At 65.4% G+C, this 17,740-nt stretch carries 14 protein-coding genes; 6 read left to right on the top strand and 8 right to left on the bottom strand.

The features are described 5' to 3' along the window. Positions 1 to 24: 24 nt before the first annotated feature. Positions 25 to 552, bottom strand: coding sequence for a molybdopterin adenylyltransferase (gene mog, locus P2G62_RS02475; protein ID WP_275733285.1), 528 nt, complete (start codon positions 550 to 552; stop codon positions 25 to 27). Continuing rightward, positions 549 to 1,775, bottom strand: a complete 1,227-nt coding sequence (locus P2G62_RS02470; protein WP_275733284.1) for an argininosuccinate synthase — start codon at positions 1,773 to 1,775, stop codon at positions 549 to 551. The genes mog and P2G62_RS02470 overlap by 4 nt, the downstream gene beginning before the upstream one ends. A 157-nt stretch (positions 1,776 to 1,932) precedes the next feature. On the opposite strand from P2G62_RS02470, the gene ilvA reads away from it, so the two are divergent. Next, positions 1,933 to 3,180 carry a threonine ammonia-lyase IlvA gene (gene ilvA, locus P2G62_RS02465; RefSeq protein ID WP_275733283.1) on the top strand — a complete coding sequence of 416 codons (1,248 nt, stop codon included), beginning with the start codon at positions 1,933 to 1,935 and terminating at the stop codon, positions 3,178 to 3,180. Between the two features lie 5 nt (positions 3,181 to 3,185). Here the strand turns inward: ilvA and P2G62_RS02460 are convergent, their stop codons facing one another. Continuing rightward, the gene (locus P2G62_RS02460) at positions 3,186 to 3,515 is read right to left on the bottom strand and encodes an Hpt domain-containing protein (RefSeq protein WP_275733282.1); all 330 of its coding nucleotides are present in this window, start codon (positions 3,513 to 3,515) and stop codon (positions 3,186 to 3,188) included. A gap of 141 nt (positions 3,516 to 3,656) precedes the next feature. Here P2G62_RS02460 and P2G62_RS02455 point away from each other — a divergent pair, with 141 nt between their 5' ends. Further along, on the top strand, positions 3,657 to 4,952 hold the full coding sequence (locus P2G62_RS02455; protein WP_275733281.1) for a fused response regulator/phosphatase: 1,296 nt from the start codon (positions 3,657 to 3,659) through the stop codon (positions 4,950 to 4,952). Here P2G62_RS02455 and P2G62_RS02450 read toward each other — a convergent pair. From P2G62_RS02450 to P2G62_RS02430, 5 genes are all read right to left on the bottom strand, one after another. Further along, entirely contained in the window at positions 4,949 to 6,121 is a 1,173-nt protein-coding gene (locus P2G62_RS02450; RefSeq protein ID WP_275733280.1) for an HlyD family efflux transporter periplasmic adaptor subunit, read from the bottom strand. The genes P2G62_RS02455 and P2G62_RS02450 overlap by 4 nt on opposite strands. Then, entirely contained in the window at positions 6,118 to 8,292 is a 2,175-nt protein-coding gene (locus P2G62_RS02445) for an ATP-binding cassette domain-containing protein (RefSeq protein WP_275733279.1), read from the bottom strand. Before P2G62_RS02445 ends, P2G62_RS02450 begins: the two co-directional genes overlap by 4 nt. Before the next feature lie 94 nt (positions 8,293 to 8,386). Then, entirely contained in the window at positions 8,387 to 9,667 is a 1,281-nt protein-coding gene (locus P2G62_RS02440) for a TolC family protein (RefSeq protein WP_275733278.1), read from the bottom strand. Positions 9,668 to 9,744: 77 nt separating this feature from the next. Then, positions 9,745 to 12,360, bottom strand: coding sequence for an Ig-like domain-containing protein (locus tag P2G62_RS02435; RefSeq protein WP_275733277.1), 2,616 nt, complete (start codon positions 12,358 to 12,360; stop codon positions 9,745 to 9,747). Between the two features lie 164 nt (positions 12,361 to 12,524). After that, positions 12,525 to 12,968, bottom strand: coding sequence for an NUDIX hydrolase (locus P2G62_RS02430; RefSeq protein WP_275733276.1), 444 nt, complete (start codon positions 12,966 to 12,968; stop codon positions 12,525 to 12,527). A gap of 99 nt (positions 12,969 to 13,067) precedes the next feature. On the opposite strand from P2G62_RS02430, the gene P2G62_RS02425 reads away from it, so the two are divergent. The 4 genes from P2G62_RS02425 to P2G62_RS02410 are packed head-to-tail and all read left to right on the top strand — an operon-like array spanning position 13,068 to position 17,700. Next, positions 13,068 to 14,084, top strand: a complete 1,017-nt coding sequence (locus P2G62_RS02425; RefSeq protein ID WP_275733275.1) for an Hsp33 family molecular chaperone HslO — start codon at positions 13,068 to 13,070, stop codon at positions 14,082 to 14,084. After that, the gene (locus tag P2G62_RS02420) at positions 14,077 to 14,673 is read left to right on the top strand and encodes a CoA pyrophosphatase (RefSeq protein ID WP_275733274.1); all 597 of its coding nucleotides are present in this window, start codon (positions 14,077 to 14,079) and stop codon (positions 14,671 to 14,673) included. The genes P2G62_RS02425 and P2G62_RS02420 overlap by 8 nt, the downstream gene beginning before the upstream one ends. Next, complete coding sequence (locus tag P2G62_RS02415; RefSeq protein WP_275733273.1) at positions 14,670 to 15,815, top strand: CCA tRNA nucleotidyltransferase; 1,146 nt, start codon at positions 14,670 to 14,672, stop codon at positions 15,813 to 15,815. Before P2G62_RS02420 ends, P2G62_RS02415 begins: the two co-directional genes overlap by 4 nt. 52 nt (positions 15,816 to 15,867) lie before the next feature. Further along, complete coding sequence (locus tag P2G62_RS02410; protein ID WP_275733272.1) at positions 15,868 to 17,700, top strand: ABC transporter ATP-binding protein; 1,833 nt, start codon at positions 15,868 to 15,870, stop codon at positions 17,698 to 17,700. Positions 17,701 to 17,740: the final 40 nt, after the last annotated feature.

The raw sequence follows: 17,740 nt of genomic DNA, 5'->3' as shown, positions 1-17,740 counted from the left end.
TTGGGCCAGAAAGAATAAGAAAAGCTACTTCGCCTTCGGGCGGAAGGCCACGATCTTTGCCGGGTCGGTTTCGATCCGGCCCGCGCCGATCAGATCGAGGCAATAGGGCACCGCCGCGAACACCGCATTCAGGCAGGTCGCGATGGCACTGGGTTTGCCCGGCAGCGTGATGATCAGGCTTTTCCCGGCGACCCCGGCACTCTGGCGCGACAGGATCGCGGTCGGCACCTCCAGCAGGCTGGCGCGGCGCATTTCCTCGCCAAAGCCTGCCAGTTCCTTTTCGATCACATCGGCCGCGCCCTCGGGCGTTTCGTCGCGCGGTGCAGGGCCGGTGCCGCCGGTGACGAGGATCAGATCGGCCTGTTCCGTCACCAGTTGACGCAGCATCGCCGCCACGCTTTCGCGCCCGTCGGGGATGATGTGACGGGTGATGGCCAGCGGCGAGGTCACCACGCCGCGCAGCCAGTCTTCGCAGCCGGGGCCGCCCTTGTCCTCGTATTCGCCGCGGCTTGCGCGGTCGGAAACGGTGACAATGGCGGCCCGGACGCTCATTTCTTCACCCGGGCGTTGCGGGTGGCGATCAGTTTCAGGCGCAGCGCGTTCAGGCGGATGAAGCCCGCCGCGTCTTTCTGGTCATAGGCGCCGGCATCGTCTTCGAAGGTCACATGCGCCTCGGAGTAAAGCGAATACTCCGACCAGCGGCCGACGCACTGCACCGAGCCCTTGTAGAGCTTCAGCCGCACGGTGCCCGTGACATTCTCTTGCGATTTGTCGATCAGCGCCTGCAGCATCTCGCGCTCGGGGCTGAACCAGAAGCCGTTATAGATCAGCTCGGCGTAGCGCGGCATCAGGCTGTCTTTCAGATGGCCCGAACCGGCGTCCAGAGTGATCTGTTCGATCCCGCGGTGCGCCTCCAGCAGGACGGTGCCGCCGGGGGTTTCATAGATGCCGCGCGATTTCATCCCGACGAAGCGGTTCTCGACGAAGTCCAGACGGCCGATGCCATGCTTGCCGCCCAGCTCGTTCAGCTTGGTCAGGATCGTGGCCGGCGACATCGCTTCGCCATTGATCGCCACCGCATCGCCGCGCTCGAAGGTGATCTCGACATATTCGGGGGTATCGGGCGCATCTTCGGGGTTCACGGTGCGCTGATAGACGTAATCGGGCGCCTCTTGCGCGGGGTTTTCCAGCGCCTTGCCCTCGGACGAGGTGTGCAGAAGGTTCGCATCGACCGAGAACGGCGCCTCGCCGCGCTTGTCTTTCGCGATCGGGATCTGGTTCTGCTCGGCGAATTCCAGCAGCTTGGTGCGCGAGGTCAGATCCCATTCCCGCCAGGGTGCGATCACCCGGATCGAGGGATCGAGCGCATAGGCGCTGAGTTCGAACCGCACCTGATCGTTGCCCTTGCCGGTCGCGCCATGCGCCACCGCATCGGCGCCGTGCTGATGCGCCAACTCGACCAGACGCTTGGAAATCAGCGGCCGCGCGATCGAGGTGCCCAGCAGATAAAGCCCTTCGTACACCGCATTGGCGCGGAACATCGGGAACACGAAATCGCGCACGAATTCCTCGCGCACGTCTTCGATGTGGATGTTTTCGGGCTTGATCCCCAGCAGCTCGGCCTTGGCGCGCGCGGGCTCCAGTTCTTCGCCCTGCCCCAGATCGGCGGTGAAGGTGATCACCTCGCAGCCGTATTCGGTTTGCAGCCATTTCAGGATGATCGAGGTATCGAGGCCGCCGGAATAGGCAAGCACGACTTTCTTGGGAGCAGACATGGGGCCTCCGAGATTGAGCATTTGGGCGGGCATAGTGCGTTTTGGCCTGTATCTCAAGGGCTCGGGTGCCCCGGCGGGGTGCAGAATTGTATCCCGCACAAGACAATGCCCAACCTTCAGGCTTGCATCGCGCCGCGCGCGGCGCCAAAGCTCGGCCATGACCCAATTCGCCCTCGAAGCCCTTGCCGCCACCCGCGCCCTGCGTGCGTTGTTCGAACCGACGCCCCTGCAGCGCAACGACCATCTGTCCGCGCGCTATGGCGCCGATATCTGGCTGAAACGCGAAGACCTGACGCCGGTGCGCAGCTACAAGATCCGCGGCGCCTTCACCGCGATGCGCAAGCTGCGCGCGGCAGACCCGGGCGCCGATCATTTCGTCTGTGCCAGTGCGGGCAACCACGCACAGGGCGTGGCCTTTGCCTGCCGTCATTTCGGCGTGAAGGGCACGATCTTCATGCCGGTGACGACGCCGCAGCAAAAGATCGACAAGACCAAGGTGTTTGGCGGCGATGCGATCGAGATCAGGCTGACGGGCGATTATTTCGATCAGACCCTGGCGGCAAGCCAGGCCTACTGCACGCAGGCGGGCGCGCATTTCCTGGCCCCCTTCGACGATGCCGATGTGATCGAGGGGCAGGCCTCGGTCGGGGTCGAGATCCTGGATCAGCTGGGGCGCGCGCCCGATCTGGTGATCCTGCCGGTGGGCGGTGGCGGGCTGGCCGCGGGGGTGACCGGCTATCTGCGGGCCACGGCGCCGCAGACCAGCTATCGTTTCGTCGAGCCGCTGGGTGGTGCCAGCCTGACCGCCGCCGTCGCCGCCGGTGCGCCGGTCACGCTCAAACAGGTCAACAGTTTCGTGGACGGTGCCGCGGTGGCGCGGATCGGCGCACTGCCCTTCGCGCGGCTCGACTGGGTGCGCCCCGAAATGATCCTGCGCGCGCCCGAAGACCGGATCTGCGTGACGATGCTGGAATTGCTGAACGTCGAGGGGATCGTGCTGGAGCCCGCCGGCGCGCTGTCGGTCGACGTGCTGCCCGAACTGGCCGACGAGATCCACGGCAAGACCGTCGTTTGCGTCACCTCGGGCGGGAACTTCGATTTCGAGCGACTGCCGGAAGTCAAGGAACGGGCCCAGCGGTTTTCGGGGCTGAAGAAATACTTCATCCTGCGGATGCCGCAGCGTCCGGGCGCGTTGCGCGAATTCCTGCAGATGCTGGGCCCAGAGGACGACATCGCGCGGTTCGAATACCTCAAGAAATCGGCGCGCAACTTCGGCTCTGTCCTGATCGGGATCGAGACCAAGGCGGCAGAGAATTTCCCCGCGCTGACCCGACAGCTTGATGCCGCCGGGTTCAGCTATCGCGATATTACCGATGACGAAGCGCTGGCCGAGTTCCTGATCTGAGCCGCTCAGGCGGCATCGCAAAACTCATCGGCACGCGCCATGAACACCTGTTTCGAGGCCCCGTAGCAAGAGATGATGGCCGAGGTGTCAACCTCTGCGGCATGTCCGGCGGCAGAGCGACGTTCGCCATCCTGACACATCGCACCAAAATCCCGGAATCCCAGGTTCCACGCCGATCCCTTGAGGAAATGCAGATCGTCCTCCAGCTTGTCGGTTCGCGACCCGAGCCGCATCACAACACCCTCGACCTCATCCAGAAACAGCTCCAGCACTTCGGCAAACCCCTCCGCGCCGATTTCAGATCGCAACTCGGCGACCCGCTCCCAATCAATCATCTCCACCTCCACTTTTCGGCGAGCCTTCACCGCCGTCCACGGTAAGGCGCAAAGATTTCCGAAGCTTTAATTCCTCTGCCGTGACCCCATTCACGGGATGTTAAGCCAAAGCCCCGAAGATGACCGGAGTGTAATCTTACCATGCGGCCCCCTGTGCTTGAAAACCTGCCTCAACGTGACCTCTCCGGGGCCAGCCCCGGAACCGTGGGTTCCCGACGGGTTCTGGTGGTGGATGACAGCCGGATGCAACGCCGCATCCTCTCGGCGCAATTGTCACGCTCGGGCTATGAGGTGATCGAGGCGGGCTCTGCCGAGGAGGCGCTGGCGATCTGTCAGACCTGCGAACCCGACATCGTGCTGTCCGACTGGGTGATGCCGGGCATGTCCGGGCTCGATTTCTGCCGCGCCTTTCGCAAGATGGATCGTGCGGGCTACGGCTATTTCGTGCTGCTGACCTCGAAAACCGAAAAGAACGAGGTGACAGAGGGGCTGCAAAGTGGCGCCGACGATTTTTTGTCCAAACCCGTCAACGGCGACGAATTGCGCGCGCGCCTGTCGGCCGGCGAACGCATCCTGCACATGGAACGCGAACTGAAAGACAAGAATCGCCTGCTGTCCTCGACCCTGACCGAATTGCAGGGGCTTTACGACGTGATCGACCGCGATCTGACCGAGGCCTGCAAACTGCAGCAAAGCCTGATAAAGGAGCGTCACCGCAGCTTCGGCAATGCCGAGGTGTCGCTGATGCTGCGCCCTTCGGGTCATGTCGGCGGCGATCTGGTCGGGTTCTTCCCGATCAATGCGCGGCGCGTCGGGATCTATGGCATCGACGTATCGGGCCATGGCATCACCTCGGCACTGATGACCGCGCGGCTGGCAGGCTATCTGTCCGGCTCCTCGCCCGATCAGAACATTGCGCTGATGCAGACCGAATTCGGCATCTACGACGCGCTGCCGCCCGGCGAACTGGCCGCCTATATGAACGCGCTCGTTCTGGATGAAATGCAGACCGAAAGCTATTTCACGCTGATCTATGCCGATGTCGATCTGATCTCGGGCAAGGTCGATCTGGTGCAGGCCGGGCATCCGCATCCGGCGGTGCAGCGCGCCGATGGCACGGTCGAATTTCTGGGCAATGGCGGCATGCCCGTCGGGCTGATCGAGGGCGCCGAGTATGAAACGATCACCACCCGGCTGCAGCCCGGCGACCGGCTGTTCCTGATGTCGGACGGCATCACCGAGGCGGCCGATCCCGCCGGCGCAATGCTGGGCGAAGAGGGCCTGGAACGGATCATCCGCAAATCCGCCGGGCTGCGGGGCGCGGCCTTTCTGGACGCGATCTTCTGGGATCTGGAGGCCTTCGCCGCGGGCGACCTTGTCGATGACGTTTCGGCGGTCTTCTTCGAATTCGACGGCGCCAAGCAGAACGCCGATTAAGGCTCGCGCAGCGCCTCGCGCGATTTATACAGCGGTTTGAGCAAATATTGCAGAACCGTCTTTTCGCCGGTGTGCAGTTCCACCGTGGCCTGCATCCCGGGGCGGATTTCCAGATCGCGCTGGCGCCCGGACAGATGCGCCAGATCGACCCGCAGCGTCACCTTGTAATGCGGGTCGCCATCCGGGCGGCGGTCATCCTTGAACGTATCGGCCGAGACGAAATGCACCTGCCCCCGAAGGCTGCCGTAGATCGTGTAATCATAGGCCGACAGCTTGATCGTCGCCTCCTGCCCGATCCGCACATTGGCGATGTCCTTGGGCGCGATCCGCGCCTCGACGAACATCTCTTCGTCCAGCGGGATGATTTGCAGGATCTCTTCGCCCGGCCGCACGACGCCACCGATCGTGGTGAGCGACAGCTTGTTGACGATACCCCGCAGCGGCGACACCAGGATCGTCCGGTCCAGTTGATCTTCCGACAGCTTCAACTGCTGACGCAATGTGCTCAGCTTGGCCAGCGTGTCGGAATAGTCCGCCGCGCGCTCCAGCTCGGTTCTGGTCACCGTCTCGTTGTATTGCTTTTCAGCATCCGAAAAGATCTTGCGCGCACGGGTCACCTCGATCAGCGGGGCCACTTCCTTGCGATACATGTTCTCCAGCAGGTCGCGCTCGGCCGCCGCCTGTTTCATCACCGCCGCCGCGCCGGATTTGCGTGCGCGGAAATCCTGCAGCCGTGCGCCCAGCAAAGCCGTTTCCGAGGCCACGATATGCGGCACCAGCCGGTCCTGCAGATCGCTCACCTCGAAGGCGTCGATACCGGCCATCTCGGCCTCCAGCCGCAACTGGCGGATTTCGAGCCCCGCGATCTGCGCTTCCAGATCGTCGACCTGGGTCTGGTATTGCGTGCCGTGAAGCCGGGCCAGAACCGTGCCCGGTTCGACCACATCGCCCTCGTGGACATAAAGCTCGGCCAGGATGCCGCCTTCAAGGTTCTGGATGATCTGCGGTTTGGACGAGGACACGATCTCGCCCGGGCCGCGCACGATCTGGTCGACCCAGGCGACCGAGGCCCAGATCAGGAACACGATGACCGTCGCCGCCACCAGCCAGATCGTCAGGCTCATCCGCCGGGTGCGGGTGCTCAGCGCGGCCGGGTCGATCGTGCTCATTGCGTCCCCCCCGCCTTGGCCTTGCTCAGATGGGCCAGCACCGCATCGCGCGGCCCGTCCACCGCCATCCGGCCGTTTTGCAGGATCAGCGTGCGCGTGGTCAGCGCCAGGATCGGCACGCGATGCGTCGCGATAACCGCCGTGCGCCCGGCCAGCCATCCGTCCAGGCGGCTGACCAGCGTCGTTTCCAGCGTGGTGTCCAGCGCTGCGGTCGGCTCGTCCAGGATCACCACGCTCGGGTCCTGCAACCACAGCCGCGCCCAGCCGATCGACTGGCGCTGCCCGACCGACAGCCCCTCGCCGCCATCGCCCAGCATCAGGTCCAGCCCGCGCGGATGGCTGCGCACGAAAGGCCCGAGCCCGGCGAAATCCAGCGCACTGAACAGCCGCTCTTCGTCGCGTTCCAGCTGGGTCAGGTTCAGGTTGTCGCGTAGCGTGCCGGAAAACAGCCGCACATCTTGACTGAGGTAGCCCACCGAGCGGCGCAGATCGCGAGGGTGCAACTGGCCGATGTCGACACCATCCAGCAAGATGCGCCCGCCCTGCGGCTCGTAAATCCCGGCCAGCAGTTTCAGCAGCGTCGACTTGCCAGAGCCATTGGCCCCCAGCACCGCCACCCGCTGCCCGGCGGGAATGCGCAACGCGGGAATGTCGACGGTGGTCGCGCCCTCGGCATCGTATTTGAAATCGATCTGGCGCAGCTCGAATTCGCCTGCGATCCGTGCGGCGCGCAGATAGGACCGGTCCTCGGCCTGCGTCTGCTCGGCGCCGGCGATCGCATCCAGCCCTTGCAATGCGCCTTTCACATTCGACCAGCGCGCCAGCGTGCCCGCCAGTTGCGTCAGCGGCGCCAGCGTGCGCGAGGTCAGGATGCCGATGGCGATGATCGCGCCCACGGTGAATTCGCCCGCGAACACCTTGTAGGTGCCGATCACGACCGCGGTGATATAGGTCGCCTGCTGCACCATCTGCGCCCAATAGGTCAGCACCGAACTCAGCTTGCGCTGTTCGCTGCTTTTGACCGCCGACAGGGTCGTCAGCTCTTCCCAGATCCGCTTGAATCGATCCTGCCCGCGGGCGGTGTTGACCGTTTCATGTTCGTAGATCGCTTCGTGCAGCAACCGCGAGGCCCGCGCCGAGGCGCCCTGCGTCGATTGTGTCAGCGCGATCATCCGCTTCTGGAACAGGAAACCTGGCGCCACCATTAGCACCGCACCCCCGACCAGCACCCAGACCAGATTGCCCCCGATGCTGGCAACCAGCGCCAGAAACACGAAGATGAACGGGATATCGGCCAGCGTGCCAATCGTCGAGGCGGTGAAGAACTCGCGCACCGATCCGAATTCGCGCATCGCGGAAAACAACTGGCTGGGCGCGCGTTTGCCCGGCGCGGCCTTCATCCCCAAAAGCCGTTCCATCAGCAGTTTCTGCACGCCAAGCTCGATCTTGCGCCCGGCCATGTCCATCAGGCCCGAACGCGCCAGTTTCAGCGCCATCTCCAACACCAGCGCCAGAAGCGCGCCCCCCGCCAGAACCCAGAGCGTGGCTTCGGATTTGTGCGGGATCACCCGGTCATAGACCTGCAGACTGAACATCGCGACCGCAACCGCCAGAATATTGGCAAACAGCGATCCCAGCGCCACCTCGGCAAAGGCGCGGCGCTGCGCGCGAAACGCCCCCCAGAACCAATGCGCGCGCGCAGCCGTGACCTTGTGGCGTTCTTCCAGCGTCCGCAACGAGGTGCGCGCCCGGATGATCCGCCCTGAAAAATGGGGCACGAAATCCCCCAGCGGCACCTCGGCACGCTGATCGGCGCAGGTCTTGTCATAGACGAAAAGCGTGTCGCCCTCCTGGCCCACCACCAGGACCATCTGCCCCGAGGTCATCTGTGCCAGCGCAGGCCACTGTCCGGGGGTCAGCTGGTCGATGGTTTCGACGCTGGCGGTCATCCCCGCGACCCGCAGCACCGCCGCGATATGTTCGGGCAGGATAGTGTCCGTCGGCCCGCCGGTGTCGGCCGCGCTTGCCTCGCCCACCGCCAGAAGCATCTGTTCCAGAATGTCGGCGGCAGGCACCTCGGCCCCCAGCAGCCCGGCATAGGCCGAGGCCAGTTCAGCACGCGCCCTGGCCCGGCCCGATGTGCGCGTCCCGGTGGCGGGCGGTGGGGTCATGGGCCGGGGCAACGCGCCATCCGCCGCCCCGCTGACACGGGCCGCGTTGATGTCGAACGCTATGATCCGGTCAGACAAGAACCCCTACACCTTGTTAAATGCTGCTACCATTCACCAATATCCCGTGCTCTCGCGCCATTTCCAGCTTGATCAACGCGATATCGTATTTCAGCCCGACCTGCGCGCGTTCCATCGCGGCGAGGTTTTCACAGGCAGTCACCAGCTCCATCAGCGTGCGCCGCCCCATCCGGTATTGTTCGGTGAACATCTCCAGCCCGGCACCGCTCTGTGCCACGACGGCCGCATCGCGCGTCTGTTGTGCCTGCAGGGCGCGCAACCGCGCATCGAGCGCGGCAAGCCGCTGCCCGGCCTCTTGCCGGGCGGTTTCGACCCGGGCGCCGGCGGCGTCCTGCGTGGCATCAAGCGCGGCCAGCGTGTCGGCGGTGCCGATCCCCAGCAACTGGCTGGTGCCCAGTGCAAGACCGATGTCGGGCTTGCCTGACCCCGCGCTTGCGCTGGCGCTCAGTGCCGGCAAATGCCCCGCCCGTGCCATCCGGGCCTCGGCAATTGTGCGCGCCTTCTCGCCTTCGGCCCGTTTCACGCTCAGCGGTTCAGGCGCCGGAACCGGCAGATCGAAATCGTCCAGCCCGCTCAGCGTGCCCAGATCCCGCACCGTCATCGCCTGCAGCTGTGCCCTTGCGGTGGCCGCCGCGTCGCTGTCGGCTGCGGCAATCGCCTGCATCTCGGCCAGCTTCTGCGCCAGAACGCGGGCCTCGGACATGTCCGACAGCCCGCCTTTGACACGCTCGCGCATGATCCGGTCATAGTCGCCGATCCGCGCGGCCGCCCGCATGCCCACCGTCGCCTGCTCGCGCGCCTTCAGACCCGAAACGTAATACCGCAGACCGTCATGCACGGTGTCGTTCATCTCGGCGGACAGGGCGACCGCCGCCACCTCGACATCCGCCGCGGCATGGTCGCGCTCGGCCTTCTTGCCGCCATTGTCGAACAGCACCTGTTCCAGCACCAGCTGCGTCGCCAGATCCCCCAGGGTGGTCAGGCTGACGGTCGGGCCGATCTGCGGCAACCAGTTCTTCGACTTGGCCTGCGCCGTCAGCCGCGCCACACGCAGCTCGGCCTGTGCGCTGCCTTTCGACGCCTCCAGCACCGCCTGCGACACCTGCGCATAGGCCCCGGAGGCAGGCAGCACCGAACGCCGCGCCGACAGATCCGCGATGATGAGCGAGGTTTGCGCCGTGGTGCCGGGTTTGCCGGGGGTCAGATCGCCGACCTCGTTCATCGAGAACGGCGAACGCCCCGAAGGAAATGGCGTCCCCCCGACGCAGCCGCCCAATACGGCCACGGCCGCCGCCATGGCAAAGGCCCGGGCGATGGGGCGGGACCCCGGAAGCACACTGTCACGACTAGGCCGGGTCATCCTGTGGCCCCCGGTCAGATCGTCAGATGGGTGATCTGATCGTCGATGATCAGGCTCGCACCATCATCCCCCAGCGTATAGACGCTGTAGCTCTTGCCCCCGATCACCTGTTCCTGCCCGGTATCCTGCGCCCCGATTGCGGTGATGTGATCCGCGGCATCGCCCTGAATGACCAGCGTCTTGTCGGGGCCGGTCAGGGCGGTGATCTGTTCTGCGGTGATCGTCAGATCGGCCTCGGCGAAGCTCAGGTCGATTGCGGCGAAGTCGAATTCGGCCAACCCCGCACGCGCCAGATCGACCGAGACCGCACTGTTGTTGTCCACCACAAGCAGGGTCGAGGCCTCGTTCCCCGCGGCATCGGTATCGGTAACCACCAGATACGACCCGTTCGGCACACTGCTTGAAAAGTTATACAGATCCTCTTCGCCCAGCGAGATCGGCCCGCCCGAGGACAGCGCCACCGAAGACACATCCCCCGCGGCATTCACACCATGGATCGCATAGGCGCCTTCGCCATCGGAATCGGTGTAGATCGCGCGCACGTTCTCGGTGTTGGTGGTCAGGGTGACGGCTTCGATTGCGGGCGCCTCGGGGGCGACCAGATCAACGTTGAAAGACAGCGAACTGTCATCGCCCAGCACCGCCACGTTGCCCGCATGATCGGTTGCGGTAACCGTGTAATGCAGGGTGCCGCTGGCTCCGGCCAGATCTGCGGCAGTGAAATTCACCGACCAGATGCCATCCGCGCCGACATGAACCGTCCGCATCGCGCCGGTTTCAAGCCGCACGACGATATCCGAATTCGGCTCGACCGTGCCCGAGATCGCGAACCCTGCCGCCGCCTCGCGGGCATTGACCAGATCGTCAGTGGTCACATTCGCCGTCTGAGTAAAGTCACGCACCATCGTGTCATACATCACCGCACCCGAAACCGGGGTTTGCAGCGTGTTGCCATAGGCATCGACCGCGTTGACGGTGTAGGTCAGCGTGCCTTCGCCGGTCGCGTAAGCGGCGGGGACCGTTGCGGTCCAGCTGGTGCCGGTGATCGTGCCGCTGATCGTGTGGCCATCCGCCAGCGTCACCGTCACCGATTGCGCGCCGGCCTCGACCGCGCCGCTCAGCACAATGCCCGCCGCGCCTTCGGCCGCGTTGACATAGGCGTCGTTCACCACGGTCGTGTTCGTCGTGGTGCCCGCCGTCAGCGTGTTCAGCACCGTGTCATAGACAACCGAACCCGCCAGCGAGGCCGTGTTGCCGTTCGGATCTGTCGCCGAAACCGTGTAGTCAAGCACACCTTCGCCGCTCATGCCTGCGGTCGGGATCGCCGCGGACCAGTTTCCATCAACGACACTCGCCGTGATCGTCTGCCCCGTGGCCAGTGTCACAACCACGCTCGACCCCGCATCCACCGAACCACCGATCGTCACACCCGCCGGGAGTTCCGCCGCGCTGACGACACCATCGGCCCCGCCGGGCACGGCGGTCTGGGTCAGGGTGATGTCTGTATCGACAATCAGCGTATCGGTGATCGTGTTCGTATTGCCATGCACATCGGTGGCGGTGATCGTCATTGCCTCGGTGTAGCTGCCCGCAGGCAGTTCCGTGGTAGGGAAGGTCACGCTCCAGTTGCCGTCAGCGCCGGCAACGGTCGATTGCGTATGCCCGGCCACCGTGACGGTGATTGCCGCGCCCGCCTCGCTGGTGCCCGACACTGAAATCCCGTCCTGATATTCGGTATGGTTTTCAACGTCGCCCGTGCTGAGCGCACCGGCCATCACCGCGACATCGGGGGGCGTCATGTCGATCAGGAAATCGGGGCCGTCAAGCTCGGTCACGGTGCCATCGGGCGCGCTCACCGTCACGCGCGAACTCAGATCGCCATCCGAAGGAAAGCTGTCACCTTCAAAGCGGACACCCCAGGTGCCATCCTCGCCCACCGTGGTCTGCAGCGTCTGATCGCCCAGTTCCACGACAACGGTCGAACCCGCCTCGCCGGTGCCGGTCACGACCGCCGCCGGATCGGCGGTATGGGTCGTCAGTGTGCTGTCCGCATCCGGGTCATCCACGGTCGGCACGATCACATCGCGCCCGCCGCCCCCGCCGCCGCCCGAACTGCCCCCGATGACGGCCGCACCCGCCACCCCGGCCGCGATCAGCCCGCCCGATCCGATCCCGCCCAACAGCAGCGGCGCAAACGCCGCCATCCCGGTGGTATCCCCGACCACGGCAGGCGCGATCAGATCCTCGCCATTCAGGAAGGCCAGCGCGTCGTTCGCGCTCCATTTGCCGATCACCTCGGGCTGGCTGTATTGCGCGAACATCACGCCATCGCCGCTCTCTTCCAAGGTCACCGCCGTGATTTCGCCGTCCGACGAGATGTAGAGCCGGTTCTCTTCGCCCGGGATTGCGTCGTAATAGTCCGACAGCGTAATCGTGCGCCCGTCGACCAGAACGATCTGCAGATCGTTCCCTTCGCGCACATATTTCAGAATGTTGGTTTTTCTCAGATTGAGAGAAATCTCATCGCCCGAACCGACTGCGATGTAATCACTCGCCCCCTCGCCGGAAACCACACCACGCGACACGCCGCCCATAACATTACGGACGGCAAAGTCCACCGACTTTACCATGACACCACTCCGCCTCAAAAATACTCCGGCTCTTGCGGCCAGATTTTATACTGCGGGCATAGGGATAGCGGAAACACCCATTCGTTTCCAGACGAATTATTGACCTCTGCGTCAATTTGACGGGCATGTCCCGCGGCGCGCGCCACGAAATCGGGGTTTGTGGCCTATCTGCCCCAGATCGCCTGCGCCAGGAAATGCCGATCGCCGGAATTGGCCAGCTGATCAAGCGCAGCCTCCGGCGTCATCCAGATCGCGCGATGCCCCGGTTCGCTTGGCGGGCCGCGGCGCAGGACCGGGCGCGCCAGATAAACCATGCAGAGTTTCTCGGCCCAGCGGTCGTATTCGGGCATGTAGGTGAAGCGCCGGTAGGTGCCGATCCGGCGCGGCGCGGCGATCGACCAGCCGGTTTCCTCGAAGACCTCTCGGTGCAGGGCATGCTGCGGGCTTTCGCCCGGGTCGATGCCACCGCCGGGCAGCTGAAACTCGGGGGTCGGGGCGGCCTGATGGGTGACCAGAACGGCACCGTCACGCAGCAGCACCGCATAGGCCCCTGCCCTGACACGATAGCGTTGCCCCGCCACCACGGGCTCTCCAAACCGACGGATCATGCCTGCACCTTGTGTTGCCTCTTGGGTCTGCGGTTGCCGCGCCTATATAGGCAGGGTATGCCAGCCGCCGGGCTGAACGCAAACCCTCAAGGAACCGACATGACCACGCTTTCGCAAATCGCCTGGGACGACACCGTCCTGCCGTTCCAGCTGGACCGCTCTGATGTGCGCGGTCGCGTCGCGCGGCTTGATGGCGTGCTCGAGAAGGTGCTGGAGCAACACGACTACCCGCCGATGGTCGAGGCGCTGGTGGCCGAGGTGGCGCTGCTGACCGCGCTGATCGGGCAGACGATCAAGCTGCGCTGGAAACTGTCGTTGCAGGTGCGCGGCACCGGGCCGATCCGCATTCTGGCAACCGATTACTATGGCCCGAGCGATGACGGCGCGCCCGCGCGCATCCGCGGCTGGGCCAGTTTCGATGCCGAACGGCTGGACCCGACGGCCGATCCGTTCAGCCAGATCGGCGAGGGCTATTTCGCGGTTCTGATCGACCAGGGCGAAGGCAATGTGCCCTATCAGGGCATCACGCCGCTGGCAGGCGGATCGCTGAGCGCCTGCGCACAGACCTATTTCGCGCAATCCGAACAGCTGCCGACGCGCTTTGCCCTGTCTTACGGCCGATCGACCGTGCCGGGCCAGGGCGAGCATTGGCGTGCCGGCGGGGTGATGGTGCAGATGATGCCGAAGGCCTCGCCCTTCGCCGCCAAGGAAGGGTCTGGCGAAGGCGGGCTCTTGCAGCACACCGACATTCTGGATGGCGACGAGGATGAAAACTGGAACCGCGTGAACCTGCTGCTCGATACCGTCGAGGATCTGGAACTGATCGGCCCGACCGTGCATCCGACCGATCTGCTGGTGCGGCTGTTCCATGAAGAAGGCCCGCGTGTCTTTGATCCGCAGCGCATCGAGTTCGGCTGCACCTGCTCGGCGGATCGGGTGCGCGACAGTCTGGCGATCTATTCGGCCAAGGACATTCGCCACATGACCACCGAGGACGGGCGCGTCACCGCCGATTGCCAGTTCTGCGGCGCGCATTACGAATTCGACCCGGCCAGTCTGGGTTTCGAGGCCACGGTGAACCCCGACGGCACCCCGAAAGAGGCCGGCGATGCGTGATCCGCTCTCCCCGGTTCTGGCCGCGCTGGCCCGTCCGGGGCGGCCTTCATCGGATTACGACCTGAACCCCGAAATCGCGCTGCCGCCGGGGCGCAAGCTGCGCCCCGCGGGCGTTCTGGTGGCCTTCGAGGCCACGGCCAGCGGCGTGCAACTGTATCTGACCAAGCGCAGCTCGCATCTGCGCCACCATCCCGGGCAGATCGCCTTTCCCGGCGGCAAGGTCGATCCCGAAGATGACGGGCCCGTAGCCGCCGCCCTGCGCGAGGCGCATGAGGAAATCGGCCTCGATCCCGCCAATGTCGAGGTTCTGGGCACGCTCGATCCGCATGAAACCGTCACTGGTTTTCTGGTAACCCCTGTTCTGGCGCGCATTCATACCGCCTTCGCCCCGCGCCCCGAGGCAGGCGAGGTCGACGAGATCTTCACCGTCCCGCTGGCCCATATCGCCACCCCAACCAATTTCCACGTCGAGCGGCGGCGCTGGCGTGGCACTTGGCGCAGCTATTACGTCGCCCCCTTCGGACCCTATTACATCTGGGGCGCCACCGCCCGGATGCTGCGCACACTCAGTGACCGGATGGCGCCATGAAACTGTCGGGAGACTGGATCGAGGCGGCGCATGTGCAGCGCGTGCTGGAAATGCTGCGCGCGGGCGGGCATCAGGCGCTGCTGGTCGGGGGCTGCGTGCGCAACGCCGCACTGGGGCAGCCGGTCACCGACATCGACATCGCCACCGACGCCTTGCCCGCGCGGGTGACGGAACTGGCGCGGGCTGCCGGGCTGAAACCCGTGCCAACGGGCATCGAGCATGGCACGGTGACGGTGGTCGCCGATCATATCCCGCATGAAATCACCACCTTTCGGCGCGATGTCGAAACCCACGGGCGGCATGCCACCGTGGCCTTCTCGACCCGGATCGAGGATGACGCCGCGCGGCGCGATTTCACGATGAATGCGCTCTATGCCCGCGCCGATGGCACGATCATTGATCCGCTGGGCGAGGGCCTGCCCGATCTGGCGGCGCGCCATCTGCGCTTCGTCGGCACGCCCGAGGCACGGATTCGCGAAGATTACCTGCGCATCCTGCGGTTTTTCCGGTTCACCGCCTGGTATGGGGCGCCCGATCTGGGGCTTGATCCTGACGGGCTGGCGGCCTGCGCGGCCAATGCGCGGGGGATCGAGGCGCTGTCACGCGAACGGGTCGGCGCCGAGATGAAAAAACTGCTCGCCGCGCCCGACCCCGCCCCCGCGCTGGCCGCCATGCAGGCCTGCGGGGTTCTGGCCCATGTGCTGCCCGGCGCTGACGCGCGCGCGATCGCGCCGCTGGTGCATCTGGAACAGGGCCACAGGCCCGATGCGCTGCGCCGTCTGGCCGCGCTTGGCGGGCAGGATGTGGCCGAGCGGCTGCGCCTGTCGAAGGCCGAGGCCAAACGGCTGGACCGGCTGCGCGCCGCGCTGGCCGATCCCGCGCCAGATGCCGTTCTGGGCTATCGTTTCGGGGTCCGGGATGCCACGGATGCAGTGCTGGTGCGTGCCGCGCTTATGGGTCAGGAGATTCCGGCAGCAAGCCGGGAAAGCGTGGAGTTCGGCGCCGCGCAACAGTTTCCGGTGACCGCCCGCGACCTGATGCCAACGCTTGCGGGGGCCGATCTTGGGCAGCATCTGCGCCTGCTGGAAGATCGCTGGATCGCCTCGGGCTTCTCGCTCTCGCGCGACGAACTGCTGGGCTGACCCTTTCCCTTTCGGACCCGCGCCCCTATCTTCGCAGGGAAAGCGAGTTTCGATGATTGATGCCTTCCGCCCCGCCGAGGGGCCGCCGCCGCAACGTCTGGGTGCATTCTTCCGCTGGTGCCTGAGTGGCGCCTGGCCTGCGATCTGGCTGGCGGGGCTGCTGGCCGCCGCCGCGGGCACGATGGAGGTGGTTTCGGCCTGGCTGCTGGGGCGGGTTATCGACGCCGCCGTCAGCACCCCGCCCGCAACGCTGCTGGCCGATAACTGGGTGCTGCTGCTGGCCTTTCCGGTGTTCTATCTGGTGCTGCGCCCGCTGGCCTTCGGCGCCTCGACCTGGGCATCGAACCTGATGATCGCGCCCAATGTCCTGCCGCTGGTGCTGTCGCGGCTGCATCGCTGGACGATGGGGCAATCGGTGACCTTTTTCGACAACGATTTCGCCGGGCGCATCGCGCAAAAACAGATGCAGACCGCGCGTGCCGTGACCGATGTCGTCAGCGAGGTGATCGGGACCGTCTTCTTCGCGCTGGCCTCGATCATCGGCTCGGTCGTTCTGCTGGTCGGCATCGACGCCTGGGGCGCGCTGGCGCTGGCGGTGTGGCTGGTGGCCTATGTCTGGCTGATCCGCAGCTTCCTGCCGCGCGTGCGTGCCAAATCGAAGGATCGTGCCGCAGCGCGGGCGATGGTGACGGGCCAGGTTGTCGACACGATCACCAATATCAAGACTGTGAAACTGTTTGCCCATGCCGCACACGAAGACCAGGCCGCCCTTGGCGCGATGGAGGTCTTCCGCGACCGCGCCCGCGATTTCGGCGTGACCTCGATGTGGTATCGGCTGGCGCAGATGACGTTTTCGGGCCTGCTGCCGATCCTGCTGGTGGGGGGCGCGATCCTGATGTGGCAGCGCGGGCAGGCCAGCGCGGGCGACATTGCCGCCGCCGGGGCCGTCGCGATGCGGATTGCGCAGATGTCGGGCTGGGTGTCGCAATCGCTGATGGGGCTTTGGGGCAATATCGGCGAGGTCGAGGACGGCATGCGCACGCTGACCCCGCCGCATACGCTGACCGATGCGCCCGATGCACAGACCATCGGGCGGGCACAGGGTGCGCTGGCCTTCGATCATGTCTCTTTCGCCTATGGCCGCAAGGCAGGCGGGGTCGAGGACATCACCCTGAACATCGCCCAGGGCGAAAAGATCGGCATCGTCGGCGCCTCGGGGGCGGGGAAATCCACGCTCGTGGCGCTGATCTTGCGGCTATACGACCCGGAAACCGGGCGCGTGCTGCTGGACGGGCGCGACCTGCGCGGGCTGACGCAGGAATCCCTGCGCCGCCAGATCGCGATGGTCACGCAGGAAACCGCGATGTTCAACCGATCCGCCCGCGAAAACATCCTGTATGGCCGCCCCGACGCCACCGAGGCCGAGATGATCGCCGCCGCCCGCGCCGCCGAGGCGCATGACTTCATCACCGGGCTGACCGACCACACCGGCAAGCGCGGCTATGACGCGGCGCTTGGGGAACGCGGCGTGAAGCTGTCGGGCGGGCAGCGGCAGCGGATCGCGCTGGCGCGGGCGTTTCTGAAAGACGCGCCGATCCTGGTGCTGGACGAGGCGACATCGGCGCTTGACAGCGAGGTCGAGGCGGCAATCCAGCAGGCGCTGACCCGGGTGATGGCGGGCAAGACCGTGCTGGCCATCGCGCACCGGCTGTCCACCATCGCGCAGATGGACCGGATCGTGGTGATGGATCAGGGCCGCATCGTGGAACAGGGCAGTCACGCCGAACTGCTGGCGGCAGGCGGGCTTTATGCCCGGTATTGGAGCCGCCAGTCCGGCGGTTTCATCGGCGCCGACGACGATCCCGCGTCGCAGGCCGCGCAATAGCGCTTGGCGCATGCCCCCTGCCCCTGTTAAGGGGCGGCAA

This window comes from Paenirhodobacter sp. CAU 1674 (assembly GCF_029222945.1).
Classification (GTDB): Bacteria; Pseudomonadota; Alphaproteobacteria; order Rhodobacterales; family Rhodobacteraceae; genus Rhodobacter.
Note: the sequence above shows the minus strand (reverse complement) of the source record. Positions and strands in the feature narration are given on the sequence as shown.

Bases quoted from the DNA above. Each gene is read 5' to 3' on its own strand.
- mog (WP_275733285.1), bottom strand. From the start codon at position 552: ATGAGCGTCCGGGCCGCCATTGTCACCGTTTCCGACCGCGCAAGCCGC.
- P2G62_RS02470 (WP_275733284.1), bottom strand. From the start codon at position 1,775: ATGTCTGCTCCCAAGAAAGTCGTGCTTGCCTATTCCGGCGGCCTCGAT.
- ilvA (WP_275733283.1), top strand. From the start codon at position 1,933: ATGACCCAATTCGCCCTCGAAGCCCTTGCCGCCACCCGCGCCCTGCGT.
- P2G62_RS02460 (WP_275733282.1), bottom strand. From the start codon at position 3,515: ATGATTGATTGGGAGCGGGTCGCCGAGTTGCGATCTGAAATCGGCGCG.
- P2G62_RS02455 (WP_275733281.1), top strand. From the start codon at position 3,657: ATGCGGCCCCCTGTGCTTGAAAACCTGCCTCAACGTGACCTCTCCGGG.
- P2G62_RS02450 (WP_275733280.1), bottom strand. From the start codon at position 6,121: ATGAGCACGATCGACCCGGCCGCGCTGAGCACCCGCACCCGGCGGATG.
- P2G62_RS02445 (WP_275733279.1), bottom strand. From the start codon at position 8,292: ATGACCCCACCGCCCGCCACCGGGACGCGCACATCGGGCCGGGCCAGG.
- P2G62_RS02440 (WP_275733278.1), bottom strand. From the start codon at position 9,667: ATGGCGGCGGCCGTGGCCGTATTGGGCGGCTGCGTCGGGGGGACGCCA.
- P2G62_RS02435 (WP_275733277.1), bottom strand. From the start codon at position 12,360: ATGGTAAAGTCGGTGGACTTTGCCGTCCGTAATGTTATGGGCGGCGTG.
- P2G62_RS02430 (WP_275733276.1), bottom strand. From the start codon at position 12,968: ATGATCCGTCGGTTTGGAGAGCCCGTGGTGGCGGGGCAACGCTATCGT.
- P2G62_RS02425 (WP_275733275.1), top strand. From the start codon at position 13,068: ATGACCACGCTTTCGCAAATCGCCTGGGACGACACCGTCCTGCCGTTC.
- P2G62_RS02420 (WP_275733274.1), top strand. From the start codon at position 14,077: ATGCGTGATCCGCTCTCCCCGGTTCTGGCCGCGCTGGCCCGTCCGGGG.
- P2G62_RS02415 (WP_275733273.1), top strand. From the start codon at position 14,670: ATGAAACTGTCGGGAGACTGGATCGAGGCGGCGCATGTGCAGCGCGTG.
- P2G62_RS02410 (WP_275733272.1), top strand. From the start codon at position 15,868: ATGATTGATGCCTTCCGCCCCGCCGAGGGGCCGCCGCCGCAACGTCTG.